The sequence below is a fragment of the Pseudomonas sp. NBRC 111124 genome (genome assembly GCF_001320245.1).
Taxonomy (GTDB): Bacteria; Pseudomonadota; Gammaproteobacteria; order Pseudomonadales; family Pseudomonadaceae; genus Aquipseudomonas.
Genome location: NZ_BCBA01000018.1, coordinates 1 through 15,186 on the forward strand (window position 1 = coordinate 1; position 15,186 = coordinate 15,186).

The 15,186-nt window shown below is 64.2% G+C and carries 12 protein-coding genes and 1 pseudogene; all 13 read left to right on the forward strand.

Annotated elements, in window-relative coordinates:
• A pseudogene (locus APH28_RS08995) lies at positions 1–457 on the forward strand (glycosyl transferase); the annotation flags it as partial.
• 37 nt (positions 458–494) lie between these two features.
• Entirely contained in the window at positions 495–1,661 is a 1,167-nt protein-coding gene (locus APH28_RS09000) for an alginate biosynthesis protein Alg44 (protein WP_060508598.1), read from the forward strand.
• 12 nt (positions 1,662–1,673) lie between these two features.
• The gene (algK, locus tag APH28_RS09005) at positions 1,674–3,101 is read left to right on the forward strand and encodes an alginate biosynthesis TPR repeat lipoprotein AlgK (protein ID WP_060508599.1); all 1,428 of its coding nucleotides are present in this window, start codon (positions 1,674–1,676) and stop codon (positions 3,099–3,101) included.
• Entirely contained in the window at positions 3,098–4,576 is a 1,479-nt protein-coding gene (locus APH28_RS09010) for an alginate export family protein (protein ID WP_060508600.1), read from the forward strand. The genes algK and APH28_RS09010 overlap by 4 nt, the downstream gene beginning before the upstream one ends.
• A 16-nt stretch (positions 4,577–4,592) precedes the next feature.
• Entirely contained in the window at positions 4,593–6,152 is a 1,560-nt protein-coding gene (algG, locus tag APH28_RS09015; RefSeq protein WP_060508601.1) for a mannuronan 5-epimerase AlgG, read from the forward strand.
• Between the two features lie 13 nt (positions 6,153–6,165).
• Positions 6,166–7,608 (forward strand): alginate O-acetyltransferase, encoded by a 1,443-nt coding sequence (locus tag APH28_RS09020; RefSeq protein ID WP_060508602.1) that lies wholly within the window; start codon positions 6,166–6,168, stop codon positions 7,606–7,608.
• A gap of 7 nt (positions 7,609–7,615) precedes the next feature.
• Positions 7,616–8,719: a mannuronate-specific alginate lyase gene (locus APH28_RS09025; protein ID WP_060508603.1), complete on the forward strand. Its 1,104-nt coding sequence runs from the start codon at positions 7,616–7,618 to the stop codon at positions 8,717–8,719.
• A 196-nt stretch (positions 8,720–8,915) separates the two neighbouring features.
• Positions 8,916–10,373, forward strand: coding sequence for an MBOAT family protein (locus APH28_RS09030; RefSeq protein ID WP_060508604.1), 1,458 nt, complete (start codon positions 8,916–8,918; stop codon positions 10,371–10,373).
• Positions 10,374–10,383: 10 nt separating this feature from the next.
• Positions 10,384–11,541 carry an alginate O-acetyltransferase gene (locus APH28_RS09035; protein ID WP_060508605.1) on the forward strand — a complete coding sequence of 386 codons (1,158 nt, stop codon included), beginning with the start codon at positions 10,384–10,386 and terminating at the stop codon, positions 11,539–11,541.
• A gap of 20 nt (positions 11,542–11,561) precedes the next feature.
• A complete protein-coding gene (locus APH28_RS09040) occupies positions 11,562–12,209 on the forward strand; it encodes an alginate O-acetyltransferase AlgF (RefSeq protein ID WP_060508606.1) in 648 nt (215 codons plus the stop codon).
• Between the two features lie 35 nt (positions 12,210–12,244).
• The gene (locus APH28_RS09045) at positions 12,245–13,699 is read left to right on the forward strand and encodes a mannose-1-phosphate guanylyltransferase/mannose-6-phosphate isomerase (protein ID WP_060508607.1); all 1,455 of its coding nucleotides are present in this window, start codon (positions 12,245–12,247) and stop codon (positions 13,697–13,699) included.
• A 100-nt stretch (positions 13,700–13,799) separates the two neighbouring features.
• Complete coding sequence (locus APH28_RS09050) at positions 13,800–14,264, forward strand: hypothetical protein (protein WP_060508608.1); 465 nt, start codon at positions 13,800–13,802, stop codon at positions 14,262–14,264.
• Positions 14,265–14,279: 15 nt separating this feature from the next.
• A complete protein-coding gene (locus APH28_RS09055; protein WP_060508609.1) occupies positions 14,280–15,092 on the forward strand; it encodes an SDR family oxidoreductase in 813 nt (270 codons plus the stop codon).
• Positions 15,093–15,186: the final 94 nt, after the last annotated feature.

Genomic DNA, 15,186 nt, shown 5'->3' on the forward strand with positions numbered 1-15,186 from the left:
TAACCTGCGGCAGAACTCCCGCGCGCTGGGCCTTGGTCTGCGCCGCCTGGGCCTGTTCACCAGCATCGTGTTGTTCGACCAGCGCGTGTCGATGTGGACCAGCCTGCTCGGCCTGACCGTGGCGGTGATCGCCAGCCTCAAGTTCGGCATGGCCTTCCTGCTGGTGTACCTGCTGTGGATCGGCATTACCCGCCTGATCCTCACCATCATGCTGCTGTGCTCCGGCCACAACGTGGGCCCGGCCTACCCGCTGATTCTCTATTACAACCAGATCGTCGGCGCGCTGATGAAGATCTACGTGTTCTTCCGCCTCGACAAGCAGTCCTGGACGCGCCAGCCGACTGCCCTCAAGCGTGACCTCGCCAGTTTTCAACAATGGTTCAACACCTGGTCCTCGCGGACCATGACCTTCTCGGCTGCCAGCATCTTCGTCGCTGTGCTGTTCATGGTCGTGTGAGCCCAACCCGGATCGGAACTAACAGGAACAAACCCAGATGAATACCGCCGTGAACGTCAACGTCGTGCATGAGTCCGAAGCCCAGCGCCAACACGCCCGGGTGCGCATCCCCGCCAAGCTGCGTTTCCTCGACAAAGAGCGCCAGGCCCACGATGTGAAGGTCGACGACCTCTCCGCCGGTGGCCTGAGCTTCCACACCAAACAGCCACTGTCGGTCGGTGAAGTGCTGCGCGGTCGCCTGCAGTTCACGGTCGACAACCTCGGCCTGTCGATGGACATCGAGTTCCAGGTACGTGCCTACGACAGCGGCAGCGGCCGCACCGGCGCGCAATTCCAGAACCTCGAACCCCGCGACATCGCCACCCTGCGTCACATCATCACCACCCACCTGTCGGGTGAGCTGATCACCGTGGGCGACGTGCTCAGCACCCTGCAGCGCGACAACTTCACCAAGGCGCGCAAGCAGAAGGACAGTGGCTCCGGCCTGTCCGCCTTCGGTCGCCTCAAGGCGGTGACCGTGACCCTCGGCGTATTCGTGGTTGGCGTGGCCGCCTTCGGCTTCGTCGCCAAGTCGCTGTACGGCATGTACTTCGTCAGCCATGCCGAAGCCGGCGTCGTCGCTGTGCCGACCACCACTGTCACCATGCCGCGCGACGGCACGGTGAACAGCCTGGCCGAAACCGGTGGGCAGATCGTCAAGGGCGCGCCGCTGGCCAGCTTCACCACCAGCATGCTGGACATGCTCAAGGGCAACCTGGACGACTCGCAGCTGGAGCCGGCGAAAATCGAGGAGCTGTTCGGCAAGCAGCTCTCCGGCACCCTCACCAGCCCATGCGATTGCGTGGTCGCCCGCCAGCTGGTGGACGACGGCCAGTACGCCGCCAAGGGCCAGCCGATCTTCCAGCTGGTACCGCGCACAACCACTCCGATGGTCGAGGCACGCTTCAGCTACCGCCAGTTCGACGAGGTCAAGCCAGGCACCCGGGTCAACTTCCAGGTAGCCGGCGAAGACGAAGTGCGCACTGGCCAGATCGTCAGCAGCGCCAGCCTCAACAGCGACGACCTGGCCTCCGACATCCGCGTGCAGATCAAGCCCGACAGCGCCATGCCGGCTGAACTGGCCGGCCGCCCGGCCTCGGTCAACAGCGACCGCGGCCCGTCGCTGAACTGGCTGATCGACAAAGCCGTCGCCCGTGGTCTGTAAGAGGATCCCGTGATGATCTCCCATAAGAAAAGCGCAAGCCTGGGCCTCTGTGCCCTGGCTGCGGCGATCGCCCTGGCCGGCTGTGCGGGCCTGCCCGACCAGCGCCTGGCCAACGAAGCCCTCAAGCGCGGCGACACTGCGCTGGCCGAGCGCAACTACAAGGCCTTGGCTGACCTCGGTTACAGCGACGCGCAAGTGGGCTTGGCCGACATCAAGGTCGCCACCCGGGACCCTGCAAAAATCAAGGAAGCCGAGGCCACCTACCGCGCCGCGGCCTCCACTTCGCCCCGTGCCCAGGCACGCCTTGGCCGCCTGCTGGTGACCAAGCCCGACAGCACCCAGGCCGAACGTGAAGAAGCCGAAACCCTGCTCAAGCTCGCCGCCAAACAGGGTGAAAGCAATACCCTGATTCCGCTGGCGATGCTCTACCTGACCTACCCGCAGAGCTTCCCCAAGGTCAACGCTCAGCAGCAGATCGATCAGTGGCGCGCCGCCGGCAACCCGGAAGCGGGCTTGGCCCAGGTACTGCTGTACCGCACCCAGGGCACCTACGACCAGCACCTGGGCGACGTCGAGAAAATCTGCAAGGCCGCGCTGAACACCACCGACATCTGCTACGTCGAGCTGGCCACCGTGTACCAGAAGCGCGGCCAGGCTGATCAACAGGCCGCCCTGCTCGGCCAGCTGAAATCCGCCTATGCCCGTGGCGCAGTGCCGGCCACCCGGGTCGACAGCGTCGCCCGAGTGCTGGCTGACCGCAGCCTCGGTCAGACAGACGAGAAAACCGCCAAGGATTTGCTCGAACAGGTCGCCCCGGCCAACCCGGCGTCCTGGGTCAGCCTGGCGCAGCTGCTGTACGACTTCCCCGAACTGGGCGACAACGACCAGCTGATGGCCTACATCGACAAGGGCCGCGAGGCCGAACAGCCACGCGCCGAACTGTTGCTGGGCCGCCTGTACTACGAAGGCAAAACCTTGCCCGCCGATGCGGCCAAGGCTGAGCAACACCTGCAAGCCGCCGCCGACGCAGGCGAAGTCAGCGCCCACTACTACCTGGGCCAACTGTACCGCCGTGGCTACCTGGGCAACGTCGAGCCGCAAAAAGCTGTCGACCACTTGCTCGCTGCCGCCCGTGGCGGGCAGAACAGCGCCGACTACGCCCTCGCCCAGCTGTTCAGCGAAGGCCACGGCATTCGCCCGCAACCGGGCAACGCCTGGGTATTCGCCCAGCTGGCCCAGGTCAACCCTACCCCTCAGTCCAGCGAACTGCTGCAACAGCTCGACCAGCAACTGACGCCTGACCAGCGCAACCAGGCGCAGAGCCTGCTGGCGCAGGAAAAGCAGGCCCGCGGCAGCATGGTCCAGGGCGCCAACAGCACCTTGGCCCTCGAAGCCCTGCAAGACGACGAAAAAGAAGTAGAAGGTGAGGACTCGCTATGACGCTCAATCCATTCGTGAAAGCCGGCATTGGCCTGAGCTTCGCCCTGCTGTGGTCCTGCCCGACCCTGGCGGACATGACCGCCCAGAAAAACTTCGGCCTGGATGTGAAGATCACCGGCCAGTCGGAAGACGACCGTGACCTGGGCACCCGCCCTGGCGGTGACGTCAACGGCCTGGGCCTCGACCTGCGCCCGTGGGTGTACGGCGAGCGGGGTAACTGGAGCGCCTACGCCATGGGCCAGGCGGTCACCGCCACCGACACCATCGAAACCGACACCCTGCGCCAGAACGACGACGGCACCAGTACCGACACCGCCGCCGATGGCCGCAAGCAGGACAAGAGCTACCTGGCCATGCGCGAGTTCTGGGTCGGCTACAGCGGCCTGACCGCCTACCCCGGCGAGCAACTGCGCCTCGGTCGCCAACGCCTGCGCAGTGACGACGGCATGTGGCGCGACACCAACATCGAAGCGCTGAACTGGACCTTCGACACCACCCTGCTCAAGGCCGACCTGGGCGTGGCGCAGCGCTTCAGCGAATACCGCACCGACCTCACCGAGCTGGCCCCGGAAGACAAGGACCGCACCCACTTCTACGGCAACGTCTCCACGCAGTGGACCCCTGGCCACTGGGTCGGCCTGCGCGCCCACCACACCCATGACAGCGGCAGCCTGAAGAACCCGGGCGAGACCGTCGACGCGCTGGACAAGACCCGTACCGGCGACCTCACCTGGCTGGGCCTGGAAGCCAACAGCGACGCCTACAACTGGCGCAATGACCATACCGTCAACTACTGGGGCAGCGTCACCTGGCTGACCGGTGATCGCGACTCCCTCAGCAGCCAGACCGTGGGTGACCAGACCGTGGCCACCGGCAAGCAGAGCGGCAACGTCAACGCCTGGGCCACCGACCTCGGCATCCGCCTGCGCCTGGACCCGCAATGGCAGGTCGGTGCGGCTTACGCCCGCGGCAGCGGCGGCGGTGGCGACGACGGTTCGAACAACTTCGAGCAGACCGGCCTTGAGAGCAACCGCTCCAACTACACCGGTACCCGTTCGCGCGTGCACCGTTTCGGCGAAGCCTTCCGCGGCGAGCTCGGCAACCTGCAGGCGGCCACCCTGTTCGCCTCCTGGCAGCTGCGCGACGACTACGACGCCAGCCTCATCTACCACAAGTTCTGGCGTGTCGACGGCAACCAGAACATCGGTTCCAGCGGCATCAACGCAGTGGTCGACGACAACGGCGTGAACCGCCAACTGGTCGATGGCGAAAAAGACCTCGGCCAGGAAATGGACGTGGTCGTCACCAAGTACTTCAAACAAGGCCTGCTGCCGGCTTCGATGAGCCAGGCAATCGACGAACCTTCCGCCCTGGTACGCCTGCGTGCCGGTGTGTTCAAGCCGGGTGACGCCTACGGCAAGGAAGCGGACTCGTACATGCACCGCGCCTTCGTCGACGTGATCTGGCGCTTCTGAGGCCGGGAGACCCCTGATGAACCTTCACCCGCACATCCGTCACAGCCTCCTGGCCAGCGCATTGCTGCTGGCCAGCGGCTTGGCCACTGCCGCAGAACCCCAGGTGATCGCCAAGGAGCTGCAGCAGGCCAAGACCTACACCGTGGCCAGCGCACCGATCGAGCCGCTGCAGATGGACCCGCCGAAGCTGCCCGACCTGACCGGCTACACCGCCGAAGCGGTGCAGAAGAAGATCGACCGCCGCCACAAAGGCAAGGTCAGCGTGCGCCGCATGTTCCAGGAGGACACCCTCAAGGAATTCGTCGGCGGCGACAACAAGGCCGCCGAATGGGTGCAGCGCCAGCACGGCATTCCCCAGGCGATCTTCATCGATGACGGCCATCTCGACCTGGTCGAGCTGAGCAAGAAGGTGCCCAAGCAGTACCTCAGCGAAGTCGAGCCGGGCGTGTACCTGGCGCGCCTGCCGATCGTGGTCGGGCAGAAGGGCATTCTCGAAATCGACGGCAAGGTCAAGCAGCTGCGCCTGTCCCAGGAAGGCGGCTCGTTCCTGGTCAACGACGGCAAGCTGTTCGTTACCGACACCCAGGTGACCGGCTGGCGCGAGAAGGACAATGGCCCGGCGACTTTCCGCTCGCCCAAGGAATTCCGCCCGTTCCTGCTGTCGTGGGGCGGCACCGAGACCTACATCGTCAACACCAAAATGGCCAGCTTCGGCTACGCCAAGTCCAAGTCGTACGGCGTGAGCATCTCGCAGTACACGCCGAACATGTCCAAGCAGAAAGGCCGCAGCGAGCCGACTGGCTGGATCATCGGCTCGACCTTCAGCGACATGTGGTACGGCTTCTACTGCTACGAGACCCAGGACTTCGTGGTCAAGGACAATACCTACCACGACAACATCGTCTACGGCATCGACCCGCACGACCGCTCGCATCGCCTGATCATCGCCGGCAATACCGTGTATGGCACCAAGAAGAAGCACGGCATCATCGTTTCGCGTGAGGTCAATGACAGCTGGATCATCAACAACAAGAGCTATGACAACAAGCTCTCGGGTGTGGTGATCGACCGTAACAGCGTCAACAACCTGATCGCCTACAACGAGATCTACCGCAACCACACCGACGGCATCACCCTGTACGAAAGCGGCGACAACCTGATCTGGGGCAACAAGCTGATCAACAACCGCCGCCACGGCATCCGCGTGCGCAACAGCGTGAACATCCGCCTGTACGAAAACATCGCCATGGCCAACGGCCTGGTGGGTGTGTACGGGCACATCAAGGACCTGTCCGACACCGACCGCGACATCGCCCTCGACCCGTTCGACACCAAGGTGTCGCTGATCGTGGTCGGCGGCGAGCTGGCGGCCAACGGTTCCGGCCCGCTGTCGATCGACTCGCCGCTGTCGGTCGAGCTGTACAAGGTGTCCATGCTCGCCCCGCGCAAGGCCAGCGGCATCAGCCTCAACGGCGTGCTTGGCGAGCGCCAGGATGAAATCCTCGACCTGCTGGTGCGCCAGCAGAAGGCCGTGCTGATCGACCCGGTCGAACGCCAGACCGAAATGATCGATTAAGGAAGCCCAGACCATGACTCCACACCTGATGAAACTGCTGGGCCTGTCCGCCGCCCTCCTGGCCATCAGCCAGGGCGTGCGCGCCGACGAAGTGAAGGCCCCGACCTTCACCGCCGAGCCTTGCTGCCAGCTGTGCCCCGAGGCGCATGACGCCAGCCGCTACACCACGCGCTACCAGCAGAACTTCACCACGCTGGTGCAGGCCCAGGGCGACTGGCTGTTCCGTACCCGCGAAGACCTGCGTACCGAGTTCAACACCACGCCGGCCGGCTACAAGCGCCTGCAGCAGGTGCACGACGCTTTCAAGAAGCGCGGTGTGGAGCTGGTCGTGGTCTACCAGCCAACCCGTGGCCTGGTGAACCGCAACATGCTCAAGCCGGAAGAGAAAGCCGCCTTCGATTACCAGAAGGCATTGGGCAACTACCAGGCCATGCTCAAGCGCTTCGCCAGCATGGGCTACAACGTGCCCGACCTGTCGCCGCTGACCAACGAACAGCTGGCCGCCGCCGACCAGGGCAAGGACTTCTACTTCCGCGGTGACCAGCACTGGACACCGTATGGCGCCGAGCGCGCAGCGAAGATCGTGGCCGACACCGTGCACAAGATGCCGGCCTTCGAAGGCATCCCGCGCAAGGAATTCGAAACCCACAAGTCCGGGCGCATGGGCAAGACCGGCACCCTGCACAACGTTGCCGGCCAGCTCTGCGGCACCAGCTACGCGGTGCAGTACATGGACCAGTTCGCCACCGAACCGAAAGGCTCGACCGGCGGCGGCGACGACCTGTTCGGTGACAGTGGCAACGCACAGATCACGCTGGTCGGCACCAGCCACAGTGGCAAGAACTACAACTTCTCCGGCTTCCTGGAGCAGTACATCGGCGCCGACGTGCTCAACGTCGCCTTCCCCGGTGGCGGCTTGGAAGGCTCGATGATCCAGTACCTGGGCAGCGAAGAATTCCAGAAGAACCCACCGAAGATCCTCATCTGGGAGTTCTCGCCGCTGTACCGCCTGGACCAGGAAACCATCTGGCGGCAGATCCTTGGCCTGCTCGACGACGGCTGCGATGCGCGCCCGGCTCTGATGAGCGCCAGCACCACGCTCAAGCCTGGCAAGAACGAGCTGATGGTCAACGGCAAAGGCGGCGTGATCAAAGACCTGGTCAACCGCAACCTGCAGATGGACGTCAAGTTCGAAGATCCTTCGGTGAAGGTGCTGCAGGCCACCCTGTGGTACCTCAACGGGCGCCACGAGGACATCAAGCTGGAGAAGCCGGAAACCTCCGACACCGACGGCCGCTTCGTCTTCCAGATGCGTGAAGACGAGGACTGGGCCAGCCAGAACCTGCTGGCCTTCGAGGTCCAGGGACCGGAAAGCGGCACCCAGAAAGTCGAAGCCAAGCTCTGCAAACGCAACAACTTCGCCGTGCCCGCGCAGACTGCGCAGGCTGGCCAGTGAGGCGACCATGACCATGCTCAAGCGAATCTTCAGCCCCGCCCTGCTCACCCTGGCGATGTTCGGCGGTGCCGCACAGGCTGCGCTGGTACCTCCACAGGGGTACTACGAGGGGATCGAAAAACTCAAGACCAGCGACGGCAACTTCCGCTGCGAATCGGCGCCCAAGCCCTACACCGGCCCGCTGCAGTTCCGCAGCAAGTACGAAGGTTCGGACAAGGCCCGGGCCACGCTCAACGTCAATTCGGAAAAGGCCTTCCGCAAGTCTACCGAAGACATCACCACGCTCGAAAAGGGCGTGAGCAAGATGGTCGGCCAGTACATGCGTGACGGCCGCCCGGCCCAGCTCGACTGTGCCCTGACCTGGCTCGGTACCTGGGCACGTGCCGATGCACTGCTGTCCACCGACTACAACCACACCGGCAAGTCGATGCGCAAATGGGCGCTGGGCAGCATGAGCGGGTCGTGGCTACGCCTGAAGTTCTCCAACTCGCAGCCGCTGGCCGCGCATCAGGCCGAGGCCGAGCTGATCGAGAAGTGGTTCGCTCGCCTCGCCGAGCAGACCGTGCGCGACTGGAGCGACCTGCCGCTGGAGAAGATCAACAACCACAGCTACTGGGCGGCCTGGTCGGTGATGGCCACCGCCGTGGCCACCGACCGCCGCGACCTGTTCGACTGGGCGGTGAAGGAATACAAGATCGGCGCCAACCAGGTGGATGACCAGGGCTTCCTGCCCAACGAGGTCAAGCGCAAGCAGCGCGCCCTGGCCTACCACAACTACGCTCTGCCGCCGCTGGCGATGATCGCCAGCTTCGCCCAGGTCAACGGTGTGGACCTGCGCGCCGAGAACAACTTTGCACTGCAGCGTCTGGGCGAAGGCGTGCTGGCGGGCGCGCGCGACCCCATCCACTTCAAGGAACGCGCTGGCGAAAAGCAGGACCTGACCGACCTCAAGGTCGACAGCAAGTACTCCTGGCTCGAGCCCTGGTGTGCGCTGTACCACTGCGTCGGCGACACCCTGCAGCGCAAGCAGCACATGCAACCGTTCAACAGCTTCAGGCTTGGCGGCGACATGACCCGGGTCTACGACCCGAGCGCAGAAAGCAAGAAATGAATTGAACCCCATGTGGGGTCGGAACCTGTGGGAGCGGGCATGCCCGCGAAAAAGGCACCGCGGTGCATGGCAAGGGCTTCGCCCTTGTTCGCAGGCATGCCCGCTCCCACAGGGATCTAGGTGACCTTCCGGTCTTGCACTGGGGGGTTTGGGGGGCGCTGTGCCCCGGATGCTGTGAACAAAAAGGAGAACCGGGATGGTCTTCTCGTCCAACGTGTTCCTGTTCCTGTTCTTGCCGGTTTTCCTCGGCCTGTACTACTTGAGCGGGCAACGCTATCGCAACCTGCTGCTGCTGGTTGCCAGCTACATCTTCTATGCCTGGTGGCGGGTCGACTTCCTTGCCCTGTTCGCCGGCGTGACCCTGTGGAACTACTGGATCGGCCTGAAAGTCGGCGCCGCCGGCGTGCGCACCAAACCGGCCCAGCGCTGGCTGCTGCTGGGCGTGGGCGTGGACCTGGCGATCCTCGGCTACTTCAAGTACGCCAACTTTGGCGTCGACAGCCTCAACGCGATCATTACCTCGTTCGGCCTGGAACCGTTCATCCTCACCCATGTGCTGCTGCCGATCGGTATCTCGTTCTACATCTTCGAGTCGATCAGCTACATCATCGACGTGTACCGCGGCGACACCCCGGCCACCCGCAACCTGATCGACTTCGCGGCATTCGTGGCGATTTTCCCGCACCTGATCGCCGGCCCCGTGCTGCGCTTCAAGGACCTGGTCGACCAGTTCAACAACCGCACCCACACCCTGGACAAGTTCTCCGAAGGCTGCACCCGCTTCATGCAGGGCTTCATCAAGAAAGTGTTCATCGCCGACACCCTGGCGGTGGTCGCCGACCATTGCTTCGCGCTGCAGAACCCGACCACCGGCGACGCCTGGCTCGGCGCCCTGGCCTATACCGCACAGCTGTACTTCGACTTCAGCGGCTACAGCGACATGGCCATCGGCCTGGGGCTGATGATGGGCTTCCGCTTCATGGAAAACTTCAAGCAGCCGTACATCAGCCAGTCGATCACCGAGTTCTGGCGGCGCTGGCACATCAGCCTGTCGACCTGGCTGCGTGACTACCTGTACATCACCCTGGGCGGCAACCGCAAAGGCACCTTCAACACCTACCGCAACCTGTTCCTGACCATGCTGCTGGGCGGCCTGTGGCACGGCGCCAACTTCACCTACATCATCTGGGGCGCCTGGCACGGCATGTGGCTGGCGATCGAACGGGCGCTGGGCATCGACACCAACCCGCAGCGCTTCAACCCGGTCAAGTGGGCCTTCACCTTCCTGCTGGTGGTGGTCGGCTGGGTGATCTTCCGCGCCGAGAACCTGCATGTGGCCGCCCGCATGTACGGGGCCATGTTCAGCTTCGGCGAGTGGCAGCTGTCGGAACTCAACCGCGCCCAGCTCACCGGCCTGCAGGTGGCGACCCTGGTGATTGCCTATCTCACCCTGGCGTTCTTCGGCCTGCGCGATTTCTACCGCAACGCCAAGCCAACGGCAAACGCTACCCCGGTACAGGTCAACGCCGACGGCTCGATCGGCCTGGACTGGACCCGGGTGATGACCCGCGCCCTGATCCTGCTGCTGTTCGCAGCCTCGATCCTCAAGCTTTCGGCGCAGAGCTACTCGCCGTTCCTGTACTTCCAGTTCTGAGGTGGACGACATGAACCGGACATTACGCATCACCTATTCCCTGTCGTTCCTCGGCCTGCTGGTCGGCATGGGTGCTTGGTCCACCGGCGGCTTCGAGAGCTTCCACCGTACCGAGCAGATGACCCTGCTCAACGGCAAACTGGCCAAGGCCGCCGAGACCCACTACGACGACCAGTTCCCGATCAAGCGCCTGGGCACCAACCTCTGGGCCGCGCTGGACTTCAAGCTGTTCAACGAAGGCCGCCCGGGCGTGGTGCTGGGCCGCGACCAGTGGCTGTTCAGCGACGAAGAGTTCAAGCCCACCGCCGGTGCCGAGCAGCTGATGCAGGACAACCTGGCACTGATCCGCGGCGTGCGCGACACCCTGCAGCAGCACGGCAGCCAGCTGGTGCTGGCGATCATCCCGGCCAAGGCGCGGGTGTATTCCGAGTACATCGGCAAGGAGCAACCGGCCAGCCTGCACGACGACCTGTACAACCAGTTCCATGCCCAGGCGCGACAGGCCAACGTGTTCGCCCCTGACCTGATGGCCGCGATGGAACAGGCCAAGGCCCGTGGCCAGGTGTTCCTGCGCACCGACACTCACTGGACGCCGATGGGCGCCGAAGTGGCGGCGCAGGCGCTGGCCGAAGCAGTCAGCCGCCAGAACCTGCTCAATGGCGACCCGCAGACCTTCATCACCGAAGCCGGCAACACCGCCCCGTACAAGGGCGACCTGACCAACTTCCTGCCACTGGATCCGCTGTTCAGCAACCTGCTGCCGGCCCCGGACAACCTGCAGCAACGCACCACCCGGCCAGCCGAGGCCGAAGGCGATGGCGGCGACGCCCTGTTCGCCGACAGCCAGATCCCGGTCGCCCTGGTGGGCACCAGCTACAGCGCCAACCCGCATTGGAACTTCCTCGGTGCGCTGCAGCAGGCACTGCACAGCGACGTTGCCAACTACGCCGAAGACGGCCACGGCCCGCTGCTGCCAATGCTCAAGTACCTGCAGAGCGATGCCTTCAAGAACGCCGCGCCACAAGTGGTGGTGTGGGAATTCCCCGAACGTTATCTGCCCATGACCAACGACCTCAGCAGCTTCGATCCGCAGTGGATCGCGCAACTGAAGAACTCCCGTAAATCCGAAGAAAACCTGGCCTTGTCGTCCACCCGGACGAATCACTGATCGATAGAGAGGAAATGCACATGACTACCAAGACTTCCATTGCCAAAGCCCTCACCCTCGCGGCCGGCCTTTCCCTTGCTTCCATGCAGGCCTTCGCCGGTGCCGACGCCGCCCTGTACGGCCCAAGCGCACCAAAGGGCTCGACCTTCGTGCGCCTGTACAACGCCGCCAGCGCCCCAGCCGCAGCCAGCGTCGGCAACACCCAGATCAAGCAGGTTGGCGCCCAGGCCAGCAGCGACTTCAGTTTCCTGCCAGGCGGTGACTACACCGCCCAGGTCGGCGGCAAGAGCGTGCCGGTGAAGCTGGCGGCGGACAAGTACTACACCCTGGTCAACAGCGCCAACGGCGCCCCGCAACTGATCGAAGAACCGCCGTTCAAGAACAAGCAGAAAGCCCTGGTGCGGGTGCAGAACCTCAGCGACCAGGCGGTAACCCTGAAAACTGCCGACGGCAAGACCGAAGTGGTGCCGTCGGTGGCCACCAACGGCCGTGGCGAGCGTGAGATCAATCCGGTCAAGGTCAATCTGGCCTTGTTCGAAGGCAACAAGAAAGTCAGCGACCTGAAACCGGTCGCCCTGGAGCGTGGCGAAGCGGCCGTGCTGTACGTAACAGGTTCCGGCAGCAACGTGTCGCCGGTGTGGGTAACTCGCCCCGTGGCTAGCAACTGATCCCCCTGCCTCATAACGACTATTGGAGAAACATGATGATCCCGGTAATTCTTTCTGGTGGTAGCGGTTCCCGTCTGTGGCCTCTGTCGCGTAAGCAGTTCCCCAAGCAGTTCCTGGCACTGACCGGTGAACACACCCTGTTCCAGCAGACCATCGAGCGCCTGCGCTTCGACGGCATGGACACCCCGATCGTGGTCTGCAACAAGGACCACAAGTTCATCGTCCAGGAGCAGCTCGCTGCCCTGAAACTGGAGACCCAGGGCATCCTGATGGAGCCGTTCGGTCGCAACACTGCGCCTGCGGTGGCGATGACGGCCATGAAGCTGGTTAACGAAGGCCGTGACGACTTGATGCTGGTGCTGCCCGCCGACCACGTGATCGACGACCAGAAGGCCCTGCAACGCGCCCTGGCCCTGGCCACCGTGGCTGCCGAGCGCGGCGAGATGGTGCTGTTCGGCGTGCCGGCAACCAAGCCGGAAACCGGCTACGGTTACATCCGTTCCAGCCAGGATGCTCTGCTGCCTGAAGGCGTGGCCCGGGTCGCCCAGTTCGTCGAAAAGCCCGACGAGAAGCGCGCCGCCGAGTTCGTCGCCGCCGGTGGCTACTTCTGGAACAGCGGCATGTTCCTGTTCCGCGCCAGCCGCTTCCTTGAAGAACTGAAAAAGCACGACTCCGACATCTACGACACCTGCCTGCTGGCCCTGGAGCGCAGCGATGAAGACGGCGATGTGCTGAGCATCGACGAAGCCACCTTCGCCTGCTGCCCAGACAACTCCATCGACTACGCGGTAATGGAAAAGACCCAGCGCGCCTGTGTGGTGCCGATGTCGGCCGGCTGGAGCGATGTGGGTTGCTGGTCGTCGCTGTGGGAAGTGCACGACAAAGATGCCGACGGCAACGTCACCAAGGGCGACGTGGTGGTGCAGGACAGCCGCAACTGCATGATCCACGGCAACGGCAAGCTGGTGTCGGTGATCGGCTTGGAAAACATCGTCGTGGTCGAGACCAAGGACGCGATGATGATCGCCCACAAAGACAAGGTCCAGGGCGTCAAGCAGATGGTCAAGACCCTCGACGAGCAGGGCCGCAGCGAAACCCAGAACCACCTGGAAGTGTATCGCCCGTGGGGCTCGTACGACTCGGTGGACATGGGCGGCCGCTTCCAGGTCAAACACATCACCGTCAAGCCAGGCGCCAGCCTGTCGCTGCAGATGCACCACCACCGCGCCGAGCACTGGATCGTGGTGTCCGGTACCGCTGAGGTGACCTGTGACGAGAACGTGTTCCTGCTCACCGAGAACCAGTCGACCTACATCCCGATCGCCTCGATCCACCGCCTGCGCAACCCAGGCAAGATCCCGCTGGAGATCATCGAGGTGCAGTCCGGCAGCTACCTGGGCGAGGACGATATCGAGCGCTTCGAGGATGTGTATGGGCGTACCTCGACGCCGGTCGAGCGTGGCGTATCGGTGAAGACCATCGCACAGTAAGCACCACCCCAGGGGCCGCCAATGCGGCCCCTTCCTTTTGAGGCCAAACCGATTTGGCGCTACGATGGTCAGACCTGCGCAACCAAGGTCTGCCTGCCCCATGATCATCGGTGCCTTTCTCATCCTCACCTGGCTGGTACTGCTGTTGCGCTACCCGGCCAAGGCCCTGCCGATCTCCCTCGCTGCCGTCTGTGGCCTCGGCCTGGTGACCCTGCTTGTCATCTGGCAGGACACCCGCGAAGCCTCGCAACTGGCACGCCTTGACCTGCGCTTGAGCTACGCCCCCGAACACTGCCCTGCCGACCGCGCCCTGCAAGTGCGCATGAAGAACGGCAACCAGGCGCCACTGACCGAACTGCGCTGGCGGGTAGCGGCGTATGCACCGGGCGATACCGTGAACCTGGCGGAAAACACCTATAACGCACCGCGCTACCGTGGCCCCGGAGAGTTGCAGCCGGGCGCCGAGTGGAAGGACTGCCTGCCGCTGCCACCCCTGCGCTCCGGTTACCGACCGCAGACCTTGGAATTCCGGGCTGAACACCTGCAAGGCTCATTCGCCAATTAATTGAAGGCTTACTCCATGCCCACCGTCCTGATCACGGGTTGTTCCAGCGGCATCGGCCGCGCCCTGGCCGACGCCTTTCGCGATGCCGGCTACCAAGTCTGGGCTACCGCCCGCAAGCCTGAGGATGTCGAGCGACTGAACGCGGCCGGCTTCAGTGCCCGGCAACTGGATGTGAACGACAGCGAGGCCCTGGCCCGTCTTGCCGAGGAACTCGAAACCCTCGATATCCTGATCAACAACGCCGGCTACGGTGCCATGGGCCCGTTGCTCGACGGTGGCGTCGATGCCCTGCGCCAGCAATTCGAGACCAACGTCTTCGCCGTGGTCGGCGTCACCCGCGCCCTGTTCCCGCTGCTGCGTCGCGCACGCGGCCTGGTGGTAAACATCGGCAGTGTCTCGGGGGTGCTGGTCACGCCGTTCGCCGGTGCCTACTGCGCGTCCAAGGCCGCCGTGCATGCTTTGAGCGACGCCCTGCGCCTGGAGCTGGCGCCGTTCGGTATCCAGGTGATGGAAGTGCAGCCGGGGGCGATTGCCTCGCAGTTCGCCAGCAATGCGCAGCGCCAGGCGGACCAGGTGCTGGCGGCGGATTCGGCGTGGTGGCCGCTGCGCGAACATGTGCAGGCGCGGGCGCGGGCCTCGCAGGACAAGCCGACGTCGGCGGCGGCGTTTGCACAGGGGGTGTTGGCGGCTGTTGGCAAATCGCCGGTGCCGGCTGTGGTGCGGTTGGGCAATGGCAGCACGGCGCTGCCGCTGATGGCCCGCTTGCTGCCGCGGCGGTTGCTGGACTGGGCATTGCGCAAGCGCTTCGGGTTACTGCGGCCCCTGTGAGTCCCTGTACCGGCCCTTTCGCGGGGCAAGCCCGCTCCTACAGGGGATCGCGTTTTCTTGTAGGAGCGGGCTTGCCCCGCGAAAGGGCCAGCAC

Excerpts from the sequence above, each read along its gene's own strand:
- APH28_RS09000 (WP_060508598.1), top strand. The coding sequence starts at position 495 with ATGAATACCGCCGTGAACGTCAACGTCGTGCATGAGTCCGAAGCCCAG.
- algK (WP_060508599.1), top strand. The coding sequence starts at position 1,674 with ATGATCTCCCATAAGAAAAGCGCAAGCCTGGGCCTCTGTGCCCTGGCT.
- APH28_RS09010 (WP_060508600.1), top strand. The coding sequence starts at position 3,098 with ATGACGCTCAATCCATTCGTGAAAGCCGGCATTGGCCTGAGCTTCGCC.
- algG (WP_060508601.1), top strand. The coding sequence starts at position 4,593 with ATGAACCTTCACCCGCACATCCGTCACAGCCTCCTGGCCAGCGCATTG.
- APH28_RS09020 (WP_060508602.1), top strand. The coding sequence starts at position 6,166 with ATGACTCCACACCTGATGAAACTGCTGGGCCTGTCCGCCGCCCTCCTG.
- APH28_RS09025 (WP_060508603.1), top strand. The coding sequence starts at position 7,616 with ATGACCATGCTCAAGCGAATCTTCAGCCCCGCCCTGCTCACCCTGGCG.
- APH28_RS09030 (WP_060508604.1), top strand. The coding sequence starts at position 8,916 with ATGGTCTTCTCGTCCAACGTGTTCCTGTTCCTGTTCTTGCCGGTTTTC.
- APH28_RS09035 (WP_060508605.1), top strand. The coding sequence starts at position 10,384 with ATGAACCGGACATTACGCATCACCTATTCCCTGTCGTTCCTCGGCCTG.
- APH28_RS09040 (WP_060508606.1), top strand. The coding sequence starts at position 11,562 with ATGACTACCAAGACTTCCATTGCCAAAGCCCTCACCCTCGCGGCCGGC.
- APH28_RS09045 (WP_060508607.1), top strand. The coding sequence starts at position 12,245 with ATGATCCCGGTAATTCTTTCTGGTGGTAGCGGTTCCCGTCTGTGGCCT.
- APH28_RS09050 (WP_060508608.1), top strand. The coding sequence starts at position 13,800 with ATGATCATCGGTGCCTTTCTCATCCTCACCTGGCTGGTACTGCTGTTG.
- APH28_RS09055 (WP_060508609.1), top strand. The coding sequence starts at position 14,280 with ATGCCCACCGTCCTGATCACGGGTTGTTCCAGCGGCATCGGCCGCGCC.